This window comes from Bacillus norwichensis, from assembly GCF_014836955.1.
Lineage (GTDB): Bacteria > Bacillota > Bacilli > Bacillales > Bacillaceae_C > Siminovitchia > Siminovitchia norwichensis.
In genome coordinates this window covers 127,601-144,018 of sequence record NZ_JACSPV010000001.1, presented here as the reverse complement: position 1 = coordinate 144,018, position 16,418 = coordinate 127,601, and the positions used below count along the sequence as shown (strand labels likewise).

The following is a 16,418-nucleotide window of genomic DNA, read 5'->3' as shown; positions in this document are numbered from 1 at the left end:
TCATTATTTACCGACAGAAGCCTCTCACTTCAAGGAATGTGAAGGATGTGTTCCCATGGGGAAAATGGAGATGAATGTTGGTTGGCGATAGCCAAGATATGTTGTATACTGGATGTAGAATGAATTCAAATGTGGTTTACCTCTGTTGCGTAAATAGAACGTACAGGTGGCTGGCTGACGCTCGCCTAACCTTTCAAAAGTCGCAAAAAGGATAATCATCAAAATCTGTGGCACGAAACCAAATGTCGCATAGTAAACAAGAATGCAATACCATAAGAAGCACATATCAACCGTAGGGACTACGGGGGTAGCCTTCTAAATAACTAGGGATTACTTGGTGTTTGGAGGAATCCCGCACTTTAAACGTGAGGGAAGTTCGATCTTTGTAACTATATATCCTGCTAAGACGGAAAGTAGTAGTTGTTCGATTCCATTTCAGCGAACCCGGGAAGGTGAAAGCCGGGCATGGTAATGACAGTGAAGGCAGTCCTGAGCGGGAAAATGGAAAGTGGCCGATATTTCGGCAAATAGGGTGGAACCGCGGGTTAACTCTCGTCCCTATGCTAATTAAGCATAGGGATGGGAGTTTTTTATTTGATGGAAAGGATGGATGACATGAATATCCAAGAAATGATTTTGACTTTGCAAAAGCATTGGTCAGATTACGGATGTATTTTAATGCAGGCATATGATGTGGAAAAAGGAGCAGGGACGATGAGCCCGTATACGTTTTTAAGGGCAATCGGTCCTGAGCCATGGAATGTGGCTTATGTGGAACCATCAAGACGACCAGCAGACGGCCGGTACGGTGAGAATCCGAACAGGCTTTATCAACATCATCAATTTCAGGTCATTATGAAGCCTTCACCTGAAAACATTCAGGAAATGTATCTGGATTCCTTAAGGAAGCTAGGAATTGATCCGCTTGAACATGATATCCGTTTTGTTGAAGACAACTGGGAAAATCCGTCACTGGGATGTGCAGGTCTCGGATGGGAAGTTTGGCTGGATGGTATGGAGATAACTCAGTTTACTTATTTCCAACAGGTCGGAGGTTTAGAATGCAAGCCAGTATCAGTTGAATTAACATATGGAATAGAACGTCTCGCGTCCTACATCCAAGAAAAAGACAATGTTTTTGATTTGGAATGGACGGACGGATTTACGATCAGGGATATTTTTTATCAACCTGAATATGAGCATTCAAAATATGCTTTTGAGACTTCCGATCAGGATTTACTTTTTACTTTATTCGGTATGTATGAAAAGGAATCAAAAAGACAAATGGAACTTGGTCTCGTACATCCGGCCTATGACTATATTTTAAAATGCTCTCACGTATTTAATCTTTTGGATGCAAAAGGTGCTATTTCCGTAACGGAAAGAACGGCATATATTGCCAGAATGAGAAATATGGCGCGTCATGTGGCGAAAACTTTTTATGAAGAAAGGGAAAAGCTAGGCTTTCCGATTTTGCAGCACACGAAAGGGGAATACAGCCATGAATAAACGCGATTTATTGCTTGAAATCGGTTTGGAAGAAATGCCAGCAAGGTTTATACGCGGTTCTATTCAACAGCTTGAAGAAAAGGTCAGGAACTGGATGGATGGAAACGGAATTGAGCGCGGCGACGTGTCAGTTTTTTCAACGCCAAGGAGATTGGCTGTCCTTGTAAAAGATGTGGCGGAATCACAGCAGGATACAGAAGAAGAAGCGAAAGGACCTGCAAAGAAAATTGCTCAGGATGAAAATGGCAATTGGTCAAAAGCTGCATTGGGCTTTAGCCGGTCTCAGGGAATGTCCCCAGAGGACATTTACTTCAAGGAGATCAAGGGAGTTGAATATGCCCATATTAAACGTTTTATAAAAGGGAAAAGGACCTTTGAACTGCTTCCGCAGCTCCAAAAATTGGTGGAGGACATGCATTTTCCAAATAACATGAAATGGGGAAGCCATCAGCTTCGTTATGTCCGGCCTATTAGATGGCTGGTTGCTTTATTTGGCAATGAAGTTATTCCATTTACAATTGCCGGAGTGTCCACTGGAAAGGATACGAAGGGACATCGCTTTTTGGGAGAAGATATATCGATTGACCGTCCCGAAGATTATGAAGAAGCCCTTCATTCTCAATTTGTAGTCGCGAATGCACAAAACAGAAAGCAGAGAATAATAGAACAAATAACGGAATTGGAAAAAGAAAATGGCTGGAGTGTTCCCATTGAGGAAGATTTGTTGGAGGAAGTCACAAATCTCGTGGAATATCCAACTGCTTTTTCTGGAAAATTTGATGATAAATTTCTAGGACTTCCGGAAGAAGTACTTATTACTTCGATGAAAACCCATCAACGCTATTTTCCTGTAAAGGACGAAAAGGGCAGCTTACTCCCATATTTTATCTCAGTTAGGAATGGCGGAAACAGCCATATTGATACTGTGGCTAAAGGAAACGAGAAGGTATTACGTGCAAGATTGGCTGACGGGGAATTCTTTTATGAAGAAGATCAAAAACTTGAAATCGCAGATGCTTTGAGAAAGCTTGAATCTATCATTTATCATGAGAAAATCGGTACATTGGCTCAAAAAGTCAATCGGATTCAAAAAATTACTCGAGAACTAAGCATCTTACTTGGGCTGTCAGAAAATGAAACACAATTGGCTGGCAGAGCTGCTGAGATTTGCAAGTTTGATCTTGTGACAAATATGGTGGGCGAGTTTCCAGAACTGCAAGGGATAATGGGAGAAAAATATGCTCTGCAAAAAGGAGAGGCCGAAGAAGTTGCTAAGGCTGTCAACGAGCATTATCAACCGCGTCATGCTCAAGATGATATTCCAGGTTCTCTTACTGGTGCAATTGTCGGAGTCGCCGATAAATTGGACACGATTGTAACGGCTTTTGCCATCGGTCTGATACCAACTGGTTCACATGACCCATATGCCTTGCGCCGAAACGCTATGGGCATTGTTAATATATTAAAAGGAATAAATTGGAATATCTCACTGGAGAATCTTCTCTGCAGGGTGACTAAAATTACCGAAGAAGACCTAAGCATTGAGAATGAAGAATTGGTTGAAAACCTCGTTCAATTCTTCAAACTTCGGATGAAGCATCTTCTTCAAGAACAAAATATCCGCTATGACATTGTTGAAGCAGTACTTGGCGGAGAACTTGGCAGCGTCCCTGATATCATCAGCCGAGCCAGTACCATAAATGAGCATAAAGATGAAGAGGGTTTTAAGGAAACGATTGAATCATTGGCTCGTGTTATGAACATCGCCCAGAAAGCGGAAGGCGAGGATGAAGTAAATTCAGCACTATTTGAAAACAACGAAGAAGAACAGCTCTACAACGAATACAAACATGTACTCGATACTTTTGCGACGGAAAATAATGCTGAAACTCGCTTTTCAGCACTAAAAATCTTGTCACCTGCGATTACTGCATACTTTGATCATACAATGGTAATGTCAGAGGATGAGAACATTAGGAAAAACAGGCTTGCCCAGATGAAAAAACTTTCTGATGTGCTTGGAAGCTTTGCCATGATGAATGAAATTCAAGTTAAATAAGGATATTTGTCTTTAAGATGTATGTCTTCGAGAATTATTTTTTCCTTCGATCGTTGTTTTACTAATGCAACCTTCTCGTTGACTGCTGGATTTATTTGGCTAGCTCAATCTTAAAAATAAGTTGTCATAATTGATGTAAAATACAACTTTTAAATGTGTACCTTTTATGGATGAGATTTTCTTTAATGGTTAAATAGTATATACTAATTCTAATAAGTATGTCTCATTTTCTATCCATAGGTGGTGAGCACGATCGAACTTAGCAAAAGGCAAGATAGGATATTGGAAATCGTCAAGGAAAATGGCCCGATCACGGGTGAACATATTGCGGAAAAACTGAATTTGACACGCGCTACTTTGCGTCCGGATCTGGCCATTTTAACAATGGCCGGATATTTGGATGCAAGGCCGAGAGTAGGGTACTTCTATACAGGAAAAACTGGGACACAATTGCTGACTGAAAGTTTGAAGAAGTTGACAGTGAAAGAATTTCAGTCCATGCCTGTTGTCATTCATGAAAATATTTCTGTATATGATGCAATCGTTACAATTTTTCTGGAGGATGTTGGTACTGTTTTTGTCACGGATAATGAGCATCATCTGGCTGGAGTTCTTTCCCGAAAAGACTTATTAAGGGCAAGCCTGGGTAAGCAGGAGCTATCAACATTGCCGGTCAACATCATTATGACAAGGATGCCCAACATTACGATGTGTGAAAAGGATGATTTGTTGATTGATGTGGCTAAAAAGCTAATTGATACACAGATTGACGCTGTTCCCGTAGTAAAAAAGACAGATTCTGGCTACGAAGTCATTGGCAGACTTACGAAAACCAATATAACAAAAGCGTTTGTCGCGCTTGCTGAGCAAGAAGGTTAGTTGACATGACGGGAGATGATAAAATCATGACAGAACCGGTGATATATGTTGTATCAGACTCCGTGGGCGAGACTGCCGAACTTGTAACGAAAGCGGCATTGAGCCAATTTTCCGGGCCAAACGCCGCTATTAAACGCATTCCTTATGTTGAGGAGACGGAGAATATCGATGAAGTCATTTCGTTGGCAAAGATGAATAACGGAATCATCATCTTTACATTGGTCAAGCCGGAAATAAGAAATTATCTAGTTGAAAAGGCGCGGGTATCCAACGTACATGCGATTGATATTTTAGGACCGTTAATGACAACCTTTGAGACATTGTTTAACAAGAGGCCGCTGAACGAGCCGGGTCTCGTACGCAAATTGGATGCAGACTATTTTAAAAGAGTTGAAGCCATTGAATTTGCTGTTAAGTACGACGACGGGCGCGATCCAAGAGGACTCCTTAGAGCAGACATTATTTTAATTGGAGTTTCTCGGACATCGAAAACGCCTCTGTCGCAATACCTTGCCCATAAAAGATACAAAGTGGCAAACGTTCCTGTTGTTCCTGAGGTTGATCCGCCAGAGGAATTGTTCAAAATTGATCCGAAAAAATGTATTGGGTTAAGAATCAGTCCGGAAAAACTCTATGAAATTCGGAGGGAACGATTACTGACTTTGGGGCTGGATGATAATGCCATCTATGCAAACATTGAAAGGATCCGGCGTGAAATTGAGTATTTTGACAGGATTGCTGAAAAAATCGGCTGTAAAATAATTGATGTAACAAACAAAGCGGTTGAAGAAACGGCTAATATTATTATTAATTTTAAATTAAATAGCAATTGAGCGCTTAAGCAGCGCTTTTTTTCGTGAGTAAAGAAAATATAGCTAGTTATGGAAAAGCTTATTCAAGAAAGCGTATGTTACCGCCTTTGCAAAGGAAACCTTTCACGATGTAGTTGAAATTGGCAGCTTTGCTGTGATGACTAAGGAACACCCTCATTAAAATTTGCCTTGTTCTTGTCTCCTGAGGCAGCGCAATGCTTTCGCTTTTTTTATTAAAAAGATATCAAGTTATATCACTAGGCAAATTTGGGCAAATACGATATAATAAAAAATTGTGTTTATGGAAAATAAATGGGTTAGAGTGCCGGTATAAGGAATACACTATTTATTGTGATTATATTTAACCGCGCAACTCCATTTTTTAAAAAAGGGTTTAAAAATAAGAAGGAATCTGCGGAGGGATGCAGAATAAATAATTATGCCCATAAAAAAAGGGTGATATTTGTCGATGCGGATGCCTGTCCAGTAAAAGATGAAATTTCTGTTATTGCGAAAGACCTAAAGTTAGAGGTGTTTTTTATTGCCTCGTATTATCATAAACCTTCGAACATGAATGAAGGTGAAAATTGGACTTTTGTCGATCCGGACAGAGAAGCGTGTGATCTGTATATCCTAAACCATATTAAACGGGGAGATATCTTAGTTACGCAAGATATTGGGCTGGCAAGCCTTACTCTTCAGAAAGGCAGTTTTGTCTTTTCACCCAGGGGGACGGAATACAGGGAAGAAACGATAGATACGGCGCTTGATTTCCGCTATTTGGCCGCAAAAGACCGTGAGCGGGGAAAGTTTTCGAAAGGACCGAAACCTTTTACGGGCAAAGATCGTAATCTATTTCTAACCGTTTTCGGTGATTTTTGTCGAAATATGGTTGAGAGGAAGCTGAAATAAAGAATAGGTGGGGATGTTTAGACAGTGGCTGCAAGAATCCCAGAGGAAAAGATCAATGAACTCAGGCAGTCTGTGGACATTGTTGATGTAATAAGTGAATATGTCCAGCTGAAAAAACAAGGACGAAATTATTTTGGGTTATGTCCGTTCCATGGTGAAAATACTCCTTCTTTTTCCGTAGCACCTGAAAAACAGATCTTTCATTGTTTTGGATGCGGTGCAGGTGGAAATGTATTTAATTTTCTTATGGATGTGGAAGGCATCTCTTTCCAAGAAGCGGCTTCGATTGTAGCAGATAAAGGCGGTATCCCTATCCAAATTGAGCAGCCCGATCGAAAGCGGGATGACGATTATCCTATAGAGCACCAAAAAATGATTGATGCTCATGAACTTTTGGGTAAACTATACCATCACCTCTTACTGAATACAAAAGAGGGTGCAAATGCGCTTGAGTATCTTCTTTCCCGTGGATTTACAACCGAGGGTATTAGAAAGTTCAAAATTGGTTATTCTTTGCCTGAATGGGATATGGCCGTGAAGTACTTAACAAAACGGGGATTCATAGAGGAAGACTTGGAAAATGCAGGACTGATCATTAAAAGGGAAAATAACGACGGATTTTTTGATCGGTTTCGAAACAGAATCATGTTTCCTTTGCTTGATTCCAAAGGCAGAATCATCGCTTTTTCAGCGCGAACTCTTGACAGTGAGGATTCACCAAAATATTTGAATACCCCAGAAACGCCTATTTTTAATAAAAGCTCGCTTCTTTATAATTACCATGGAGCACGGAGCGAAATCCGGAAACAGGGATATGCGGTCTTATTCGAAGGATTTGCCGATGTTATATCTGCTGATCAAGCCAACGTGAAAAATGGCGTTGCTGTAATGGGGACATCCTTCACAAAAGAACATTTTCAGATGTTAAGAAGGCTGACAGACACCATTATACTTTGCTTTGACTCGGATCAGGCGGGGATTGAAGCCTCTAATCGTGCCGGATCATTGCTTGTTGATCAGGGAATGGAAGTTAAAGCGGCTATGCTCCCTAAAGGGCTGGATCCCGATGATTATATCCGAAAATACGGACCTGAAAAATTCCGGACGGACGTAGTAGGGAATGCACTGGTATGGACAGCTTTTAAACTTCATTATTACAGGTTCGGAAAAAACTTGCAAAATGAAGGGGATAAGCTGAAGTATATAGAAGAAGCCATGAATGAATTGAGCAAGTTAACAAATCCCATTGAACGGGATTTGTACACAAGGCAGATAGCCGACGAATTCTCCCTTTCTCTAGAAGTACTTGAAAGTCAACAAAAAAAGTTGGTTCAGATTGAAGGAAGAAAGCAACAAAAACCACCAGATGGGTTGGTTCAGGCTCCACCAAAGAAGAAAAAAGTGGTGGCAGCCCATCTAACAGCGGAAAGGCTACTAATAGCCAGGATGATCCGTGATGAAGAAGCTACTTTTCGAATTATGGCCATGCTTGAAAATCAATCATTCCATTATGATGAACATCAGGCCATTATCACATATTTGTTAGGTTACTATGCTGCGGGGAATCCCCCCGACCCATTGCACTTTCTGGATCATCTTCCAGATAAAAAGCTCCGGGCCATTGTCACCGAGATTGAAATGATGGCAGTGGATAGCGAGGACACCGAGCAAGAATTAAAAGATTGTGTCAATTATGTGTTGAATCATTCAAAGATGTTAATGATAAAAGAAAAACAATTGGAGCAAAGAGAAGCGGAGCGAAGCAATAATGTCAAAAAGGCATTGGAAATTGCACAGGAAATTATTGATCTCCGCAAATCCTTAAGTATGTAACCGGGTGCGCAAATGTTTGGAAGGAGGGGGACGTATGGCTGAAAAAGCACGTTCCAACGTATCAGAAAATGAACTAACCCTCGAGCAGGCAAAAGAGCAATTGCTTGAACAAGGCAAGAAGCGAGGGACTTTGACATATGAACGCATTGCAACTAATCTCGCCCATTTTGATTTGGATTCCGATCAGATGGATGAATTTTATGAAATGCTGAGTCATCAAGGGGTTGAAGTTCTTGAAGAAGATACTGATGATGAGGATGCAGATCCTGATGTTAACGACATTCAAAAAGAAGATGAAGAAGAATTTGATTTAAATGATCTAAGCGTCCCTCCCGGAGTTAAAATAAACGACCCTGTTCGTATGTATTTGAAAGAAATCGGCAGAGTGGACCTTTTATCAGCGGAAGAAGAAGTAAAGTTGGCTGAGAGAATTGAACAAGGGGACGAAGAAGCGAAGAAAAGGCTTGCTGAAGCAAACTTGCGGCTTGTTGTCAGTATTGCCAAGCGATATGTAGGACGTGGTATGCTCTTTCTCGATTTAATACAGGAGGGCAACATGGGCTTGATTAAAGCCGTAGAGAAATTTGACCATAGAAAAGGATTCAAGTTCAGTACGTACGCCACATGGTGGATCAGGCAGGCGATTACACGTGCCATTGCGGACCAGGCAAGAACGATACGTATTCCTGTTCATATGGTTGAAACCATTAATAAATTAATCAGAGTGCAGCGTCAACTGCTCCAGGATCTTGGCCGGGAACCAACTCCGGAAGAAATTGCAGAAGAAATGGATCTGACACCTGATAAAGTCAGAGAAATCTTAAAGATCGCCCAAGAGCCTGTTTCACTTGAGACACCAATTGGTGAAGAAGATGACTCTCATCTTGGAGACTTCATTGAAGATCAGGAAGCGACTTCTCCATCTGATCATGCCGCGTATGAACTGCTTAAAGAACAACTCGAAGATGTTCTTGATACATTGACCGACAGGGAAGAAAATGTACTTCGTCTCCGTTTCGGACTTGATGACGGTCGTACACGTACATTGGAAGAAGTCGGTAAAGTATTCGGTGTAACTCGTGAGCGTATTAGACAAATCGAAGCAAAGGCTCTAAGAAAGCTGAGACATCCGAGCAGAAGCAAACGTTTGAAAGATTTTCTCGAATAAAAGATACAACGCGCTCCCGTCAATCCCGGGGGCTTTTTTTTGAAATGAAAAAAGTACAGCATAATTTAGGATGGCTATTCAAACCAGTATGTGCTCTGTCAAGCTTCGTCTAAGGCAGCTGTGTGTGAAAGTATTAATACAACCTAGCGAAGTGACAGGACGTCGCGTATTGAGACTGCGCCGTACAAGGAAGTACAAGTGCAAGCTAAGCGATAGGACGTCGCGTATTGAGCTTGCCCAGCCCCACAACAAGGCATTAGTTTGATGGGGCGGTTATGTTTCGTAATCAGAGGCGTCCAGTACTATTATACGTACGCTTCTTTTTTTGGTGTATCTGGGCGCAAGCGCTTTATTATTTAAATTTGACACTTATTTTACTTAATCCATTCTGCTTTTGCAAACCGAGATTTTGACTCCTTTTGTCGATAGATTTTAAAGTGTGTAAAAATAATATTTTAAAATAATTTTTATCATGTGTTTTATGCTGATTAATAGACCAAAAAAATATATTGATAAAATGATTTTTATTTTAAAATATGATTGGTCTTGAGATAAAAAGGAAAAAAGAGCTATAATGAAAGGTGAAAGCGGATACAAATGGCAGGAGGAGGGTAAAATGAATTTCGACTTAACTTCTGAACAAAGTATGATCAGGCGCACTATCAGAGAATTTGCTCGAGAAGAAGTTGCACCTGGTGCCGTTGATCGGGACAGGAAATGTGAGTTTCCAAAGGAAGTTTTTACAAAACTAGCCGGCTTAGGGATGATGGGACTACCGTTTCCGGAAGAATACGAGGGAGCAGGGGCTGATACTGTAAGTTTCGCCATTGTGACGGAAGAATTAAGCCGTGTATGTGCATCGACCGGAATTACTTATTCTGCCCATATATCGCTTGGAGGCGCCCCTATTCATATGTTCGGAACAGAAGAGCAGAAGGAAAAGTATTTGGTTCCGATCTGTAGAGGAGAGTCATTGGGTGCATTCGGTTTGACAGAGCCAAACGCTGGATCGGATGCAGGAGGGACGCAGACGACAGCAGTTCACGAAGGGGATCACTACATCATTAACGGAAGCAAATGTTTTATTACAAACGCTTCTTATGCAAGGCATGTGGCGCTGACAGCCATAACTGGAAGAGAGAACGGAGAAAAACAAATCAGCGCAATCATTATTCCTACTGATGCAGAAGGGTTCACTATTGTTAATCAATATGAGAAAATGGGATTGCATGCATCAGACACGACTGAATTGATACTCGAAAATGTGAAAGTCAGAAAAGATCATTTACTGGGAAAGGAAGGGGAAGGTTTTAAGCAGTTTCTTAAAACGCTTGATGGAGGAAGAATCGGAATTGGGGCAATGGCAGTCGGAATAGCTCAGGGCGCCTATGACAAGGCCTTGCAGTACGTTAAAGAGCGCAAGCAGTTTGGAAAGACACTTTCTCAGTTTCAAGCTACGCAATTTAAAATAGCCGATATGGCAATGAAAATTGAAGCGGCTCGGAACTTAGTGTATAAGGCTGCTTGGCTGAAGGATCAAGGAAGGCCTTTTGGCCAAAGCGCATCAATGTGCAAGTTATTTGCCTCAGAAGTATGTATGGAGATCACAAATCAAGCTGTCCAGCTTCACGGTGGTTATGGCTATATGCGTGAATATGAAGTGGAGCGGATGATGAGAGATGCTAAATTATTAGAAATTGGTGAAGGCACTTCTGAAGTGCAACGTATGGTAATTGCAAGAGAAGTCGGGTGCTATTAAGTGAAAAGCACTCTTTAATTTGTCCAAATATCGAAAAAAGAGGAAACATCGACATAAAGACTTTCCCTTCGGCTCAATTTCGAGTAGAATGTAGATGTTTGCATAATTTATAATTATCAACTGTTCATTACATAAGGAGGGTAAGTTATGAAACGCAATCCGCTTGTTCCATATTATTTAATTATGGTTTTAGGCCTTGTTCTCGTATTTTTCCTTGGTATTAAAGGAATGGGAGATGCAAAAGAAATCGCAAAAGAAAAAGAAGGCGGCGGTCAAGAGCAAGCCGAAGAGTTCGATCCGGAACAATATGCCCAAGGAACATGTATTTCATGTCATGGGGAAAATCTAGAGGGATCTGGTTCCATTCCAAGCCTTCATGGTACAGGACTATCCAAGGATGAAATAGCTGACATTCTTACCAACGGTAGAGGCAACATGCCTGCCGGATTGGTACCTGCTGAAAATATCGATCAGATGGCAGAATGGTTGGCAGACTTGAAATAACACACTAAAAAAGTTCTTTGCTAAAAGGCAAAGAACTTTTTTTATAAAAGAAGGTGCGGTTTTGTATGAACGAGAATCAACTGTCGAAAAGACTTCATTATGTTGCTTCATATATAAAAAAAGGAATGAAAATAGCAGATATCGGTTCTGATCATGCCTATTTACCATGCTATGCTATTAAACAGGGAACAGCTTCCTTTGCTGTAGCTGGAGAAATTGCGGAAGGTCCCTTTCAATCAGCCAAAGAGCAGGTTGAAAAGGTTCAGCTTGGTCACCTAATTGACGTAAGGAAGGGCGACGGTTTGGAAGTAATCGGGCCGAATGAGGTCGACTGCATTGTCATAGCTGGTATGGGAGGCCCATTAATAGCTCAAATTTTAGAGAATGGCAAAGAAAAACTGGACGGCGTGTCAAGACTTGTTCTGCAGCCAAACATTGGAGCAGCGCATATAAGGCGCTGGTTATTGGAAAATGGATGGAAATTGATTGATGAACACATTTTGGAGGAAGACGACAAAACTTATGAAGTTCTTGCTGCCGAAAAGGGAGTTCTATCTAGACCATACAATTCGGATGAATTGCTCTTAGGACCATTTTTACTAAAAAAGAAAAACGAGGCCTTCCAGAAAAAATGGCTCTCTGAGCTTAGGGTGTGGCAAAATATATTAAATAGCATGGATAAAGCAACGGATCGTCCGGAGACAGAGAAGAAGAGGCAGGAGCTATTAAAGAAAATAGCTATTGTGAAGGAGGCGTTGAAATGAAAGTCGTGAACGGTTTTCAGGTCATTGAAATGCTGGAACAGTTTGCCCCTAAAAAGTATGCAATGGATGGGGATCCCATTGGTCTGTTGATTGGCACATTAAACAAAAAGGTTTCTACTGTTTTAACAGCCCTTGACGTATTGGAGAATGTTGTAGACGAAGCGATTGAAAAAAAAGCCGATTTGATCATTGCGCATCATCCCATCATTTTTCGTCCATTAAAAAAAATTGCTTTGGACGAACCTGGAGGAAAGTTGATTGAAAAGCTGATCAAGCATGATATTGCTGTCTATGCAGCTCATACCAATTTGGATGTCGCTAAAGGCGGGGTAAATGATATGCTTGCGGAAGTACTAAGATTGAAAAATACTTCCGTGCTTGTACCTACATATGAAGAGAAAATAAAGAAGCTGGCTGTATTTGTACCAATAGATCAGGCAGATCAAGTTCTAAAGGCGCTGGGAGAAGCGGGAGCGGGTTTCATCGGAGAATATAGCCATTGTTCCTTTTCAACAAAGGGTACCGGCAGATTTTTACCTGGAAATGAAGCAACGCCTTTTATTGGTGCGAGGGGTAAAATGGAGGAAGTTTCGGAGATTAAGGTTGAAACGGTTTATCCAGAGTCCATAGAGAGAAAGGTTGTCTCAGCAATGATGAAGGCCCATCCTTATGAAGAGCCGGCATATGACCTTTATCCACTTAGTCTTAAAGGAGAAGAGCTTGGACTTGGACGAATCGGCGAGCTTGCGGAAGAGATGACACTTCGGGAGTTTGCAGATCATGTGAAGGAAGCACTGGATGTAGATGGTGTCCGAGTAATCGGGAATACTGAGGATACAGTCAAAAAAGTCGCAGTGCTCGGAGGAGATGGGAATAAGTATTTTCAGCATGCTAAAAGAAAAGGTGCTGATGTTTACGTGACAGGCGACTTTTATTATCATACCGGGCATGACGCTATGAATATCGGATTAAACATCGTGGACCCAGGGCATCATGTTGAAAAAGTGATGAAAAAAGGATTGGCAAATATACTTGAACAGCGTTCAAAGGAACTGGGATATAATGTGAAATTTATTCCCTCTAAACCGGATACTGATCCGTTTACATTTCTTTAAGGAAAGACTAAAAGAAAAGTTATAGTAAGGAGGCAGTCCCTTATTTCCACAGCGATTTGAGGGTTCTATCCGCCTTGAGATAAAACCAGATATTGTCTCTCTTTAATGTTAAGAAAGGCCAGGATACCTGATTATAGGTTCCAGGCCTTTTTATTTGTATTGGAAATTCTACGCTTGTGTATTCTTTGTTAATCAGATTATGCTGCGTCCATCGACTAGCAGACTTCGCGTCTCCTCCTACATAAGTCAACACCGGTTCCGACATATAGGAAACAATAGTGCAGGCGAAGGACAGGACGTCGCGATTTGATCCAGCCGACCTCAACCTAAACGGAGCAGATAAGTCATTAGATCAGATTCCGAGTAGTTAATTTGATATTTTGAAACATGTTATAATGTAATCCAAGAGTGTATTGCTCTAATTTTAAAAATATTTGGAGGGAATGATATGAAAATAAAGCTAGCTACGCTAGATGAAGTTAGCCAAATAGAAATTTTATATCAAGAACTTTTTTTAAAATGTCAAACTTTCAGCCGAAATATATAAAGCCGGCTAAACAGGATGTAGAGTTTATTAGGAAGATAATCAATGAAAAGGATTCGGATATTTTAATAGCTGAGATCGATAATTGTACAGTAGGTTTTTTACTTATTCAAGAACTAATGACACCATCCTATACGTGTTTGGTTAAGTATAAATATGCTTATATTACAGATATAATTGTTGGAACCAAATATCAAGATCAAGGAATTGGTTCAGCTTTGTTATTAGAAGCAAAAAAATGGGCTGAAAATCGAAATTTAGATTACTTAGAGTTAAATGTGCTGTCTGAAAATATTGGCGCTATTACTTTGTATGAAAAGCGGGGATTCAAAGATGTAAGCCATACAATGCGCTATGAATTAATTGAAAAGACATAAGGATCATTAGTGTGTGGAGAAACTGTTTATTACAGATGTGTTAGTACAATAAGGAGTATTAAAATAATCAAACTTTTTTCAAAAGGAGTTCTTCTATTTACTGTTAAATGTTAAATAAAGGTTGGAAGAGAACTTTTTACAGCAGGGGATCGATGCGCTTCGGTCAATCCAATGAAGTAAAAAGAATGTCTCCACCGGATGGCTCTCCGGCGGCCAGGTATTTTCCTAGTACCGCCGGCCAGCACTTGTCCCCTTAAAACGCCGTCAACCACATTTCAGCTTAGCGCTTTTGTTCTTACTGCGTATTTATTTTCGGTTTTCTGACCTTAGGTAAGATTTTGGTTAATGGTACTTTATTTTCACGTGTCCAAGTATCGGGATTAATCGGATCGAACTGTTCAAGAAAATTGATGACTTCTCTGACAATTGGCGTTGGAGTGGACGCTCCGGCTGTTACCGCTACTGTCTTAGCATCTTTAATCCATTCAATTTTAATTTCTGAAACATCTCCAACCCTATATGCATTTGTTCCGGCAATATCCTGTGAAACCTGAGCAAGGCGATTGGAGTTGTTGCTCATTGGATCTCCAACAACAATCAATACATCGGCTTCACCGGCCTGATCCGCAACTGCTTCCTGGCGAACTTGTGTGGCAAGGCAAATTTCTTTGTGTTTTTCGGCGTGCGGGTATTTTTCTTGGACTCTTTCCATGAGTTGTGCTACATCCCATTGGCTCATGGTTGTCTGGTTTGTCACAATGATTTTATCATTATTGATATCGAGCTCTTCTACATCCTCCAAAGATTCTACGAGATGTACAATCTGCGGAGCAACACCTACTGCACCCTCTGGCTCAGGATGCCCTTTTTTTCCGATATAAATAATATCATACCCCTCGTGCTCTTTCTGCCTAATCAAGCTATGGGTTTTGGTGACATCCGGACAAGTTGCATCTATAGTAGTTAGCCCTTTTTTCTTGGCAAGTTCCCGCACTTCCGGAGAAACACCGTGAGCAGTAAAAATCACTGTTCCTGTATCCACTTGCTCCAGTATCGACTTTCTATTGGGGCCGTCGAGGGTAATAATTCCGTCTTCGGCAAATGCGTCTGTTACGTGTTTGTTGTGGACGATCATCCCTAAAATATAGATTGGGCGCGGCAGCGTCTTGTCCAAAGCTGCGTTTCGCGCTATGACCATTGCATCAACTACACCGTAGCAATATCCGCGGGGTGAGATTTTAATGATTTGCATGTATATCCTCCTGACTATTGCCAGGCAAAAGCCTGAATCATGATGACGCTAACCATATTATATAGAACTACTGTCGAAAAGCCAACAGCCGTTCCAATTGTGAACGGCTGTTTAGAATTATATATACAATTTTGGTGTGGATCTTCCCCGTTGATACGAGCTCAGATTCTCATGTGAAGATTCCTGTTCAAGCTCCCCTGATTCAATAAGGAGGGGCTTACTAGAACTTTCTGAGGCTTTTTCATCTGTATCTGTCTCATCGGTACTATCTTTAAACCCTTTATACAATTTCCACATAGCTGGGAGGTTTCTAACGAGAGGGCCATATTGTTGTACCATTGGCCCGATTTGCTGAGCAGTCCTTAATACTTGCTGGGTATTGTTTAAAATTGATTGGATACCACCGGGGTTGGTCAATCCCTGCAAAAAGGAACCTCCGCCCGCTTGGGGAGCCCTGGCAAACATTCCAGCAGCAGATCTTCCAGCTTGTGAAGGGGCCTGGCGCTGAAATAAACGGGATAACATGCCGCCGCCCCTGTTCATACCTTGGTTGGGTGAAGCACTAGACGGTCTGAAGGCTCCCCCACCCCTTTGTGGGCCTGGAGGGCCAAACATTCCCATGGGCGGTCTGTTGAAATTTCTTGGCTGCATATTTATACCTCCTTTCTTTTCATCTTTTCTGACAGGGTATGCACAATCCAAAATTATGTCCTATAGGTGGATTATCTAGAACTGTTACAATGTTGTAGTTGCTGTATGAATCATTTATAATAAAAGCTTAGCAGGTAGATCTTATAAGTTTTGAGACACTTAACGATTGAGTTTACTGGCCGGCGAAGTTGGATGTTTCCCGCGGCAGAGCTCAGTCAAGGAAGCTTTGGAATATTATATTCAAGCCACATGAAGCAGACTAAAGAAGGCTCTTCGAGGT

At 41.1% G+C, this 16,418-nt stretch carries 14 protein-coding genes; 12 read left to right on the top strand and 2 right to left on the bottom strand.

Annotated elements, in window-relative coordinates:
* The first annotated feature begins 615 nt into the window (after positions 1 to 615).
* The 12 genes from glyQ (at position 616) to H9631_RS00690 (ending at position 14,235) form a co-directional block, all read left to right on the top strand.
* A complete protein-coding gene (gene glyQ, locus H9631_RS00745) occupies positions 616 to 1,509 on the top strand; it encodes a glycine--tRNA ligase subunit alpha (RefSeq protein WP_120115107.1) in 894 nt (297 codons plus the stop codon).
* Positions 1,502 to 3,568 (top strand): glycine--tRNA ligase subunit beta, encoded by a 2,067-nt coding sequence (glyS, locus tag H9631_RS00740; RefSeq protein ID WP_191809340.1) that lies wholly within the window; start codon positions 1,502 to 1,504, stop codon positions 3,566 to 3,568. The genes glyQ and glyS overlap by 8 nt, the downstream gene beginning before the upstream one ends.
* Before the next feature lie 243 nt (positions 3,569 to 3,811).
* A complete protein-coding gene (locus tag H9631_RS00735) occupies positions 3,812 to 4,447 on the top strand; it encodes a helix-turn-helix transcriptional regulator (protein ID WP_191809339.1) in 636 nt (211 codons plus the stop codon).
* 26 nt (positions 4,448 to 4,473) lie between these two features.
* Positions 4,474 to 5,280, top strand: coding sequence for a pyruvate, water dikinase regulatory protein (locus tag H9631_RS00730; RefSeq protein ID WP_191809467.1), 807 nt, complete (start codon positions 4,474 to 4,476; stop codon positions 5,278 to 5,280).
* 435 nt (positions 5,281 to 5,715) lie between these two features.
* Positions 5,716 to 6,171: a YaiI/YqxD family protein gene (locus tag H9631_RS00725; RefSeq protein ID WP_318246751.1), complete on the top strand. Its 456-nt coding sequence runs from the start codon at positions 5,716 to 5,718 to the stop codon at positions 6,169 to 6,171.
* Positions 6,172 to 6,195: 24 nt separating this feature from the next.
* Positions 6,196 to 8,004, top strand: coding sequence for a DNA primase (gene dnaG, locus H9631_RS00720; RefSeq protein ID WP_191809338.1), 1,809 nt, complete (start codon positions 6,196 to 6,198; stop codon positions 8,002 to 8,004).
* Positions 8,005 to 8,038: 34 nt separating this feature from the next.
* Complete coding sequence (gene rpoD / locus H9631_RS00715; protein WP_191809337.1) at positions 8,039 to 9,172, top strand: RNA polymerase sigma factor RpoD; 1,134 nt, start codon at positions 8,039 to 8,041, stop codon at positions 9,170 to 9,172.
* Positions 9,173 to 9,788: 616 nt separating this feature from the next.
* Positions 9,789 to 10,931, top strand: coding sequence for an acyl-CoA dehydrogenase (locus H9631_RS00710; RefSeq protein ID WP_191809336.1), 1,143 nt, complete (start codon positions 9,789 to 9,791; stop codon positions 10,929 to 10,931).
* A gap of 147 nt (positions 10,932 to 11,078) precedes the next feature.
* A complete protein-coding gene (gene cccA / locus H9631_RS00705) occupies positions 11,079 to 11,435 on the top strand; it encodes a cytochrome c550 (protein WP_191809335.1) in 357 nt (118 codons plus the stop codon).
* Between the two features lie 65 nt (positions 11,436 to 11,500).
* Positions 11,501 to 12,199: a tRNA (adenine(22)-N(1))-methyltransferase gene (locus tag H9631_RS00700; RefSeq protein ID WP_191809334.1), complete on the top strand. Its 699-nt coding sequence runs from the start codon at positions 11,501 to 11,503 to the stop codon at positions 12,197 to 12,199.
* The gene (locus tag H9631_RS00695; RefSeq protein ID WP_191809333.1) at positions 12,196 to 13,314 is read left to right on the top strand and encodes a Nif3-like dinuclear metal center hexameric protein; all 1,119 of its coding nucleotides are present in this window, start codon (positions 12,196 to 12,198) and stop codon (positions 13,312 to 13,314) included. The genes H9631_RS00700 and H9631_RS00695 overlap by 4 nt, the downstream gene beginning before the upstream one ends.
* Positions 13,315 to 13,833: 519 nt before the next feature.
* A complete protein-coding gene (locus H9631_RS00690; RefSeq protein ID WP_225220772.1) occupies positions 13,834 to 14,235 on the top strand; it encodes a GNAT family N-acetyltransferase in 402 nt (133 codons plus the stop codon).
* Positions 14,236 to 14,530: 295 nt separating this feature from the next.
* Here the strand turns inward: H9631_RS00690 and H9631_RS00685 are convergent, their stop codons facing one another.
* Both H9631_RS00685 and vrrA read right to left on the bottom strand, forming a co-directional pair.
* The gene (locus tag H9631_RS00685; protein ID WP_191809332.1) at positions 14,531 to 15,487 is read right to left on the bottom strand and encodes a 4-hydroxy-3-methylbut-2-enyl diphosphate reductase; all 957 of its coding nucleotides are present in this window, start codon (positions 15,485 to 15,487) and stop codon (positions 14,531 to 14,533) included.
* Positions 15,488 to 15,604: 117 nt separating this feature from the next.
* On the bottom strand, positions 15,605 to 16,138 hold the full coding sequence (gene vrrA, locus H9631_RS00680) for a VrrA/YqfQ family protein (protein ID WP_191809331.1): 534 nt from the start codon (positions 16,136 to 16,138) through the stop codon (positions 15,605 to 15,607).
* Between the last annotated feature and the right edge of the window lie 280 nt (positions 16,139 to 16,418).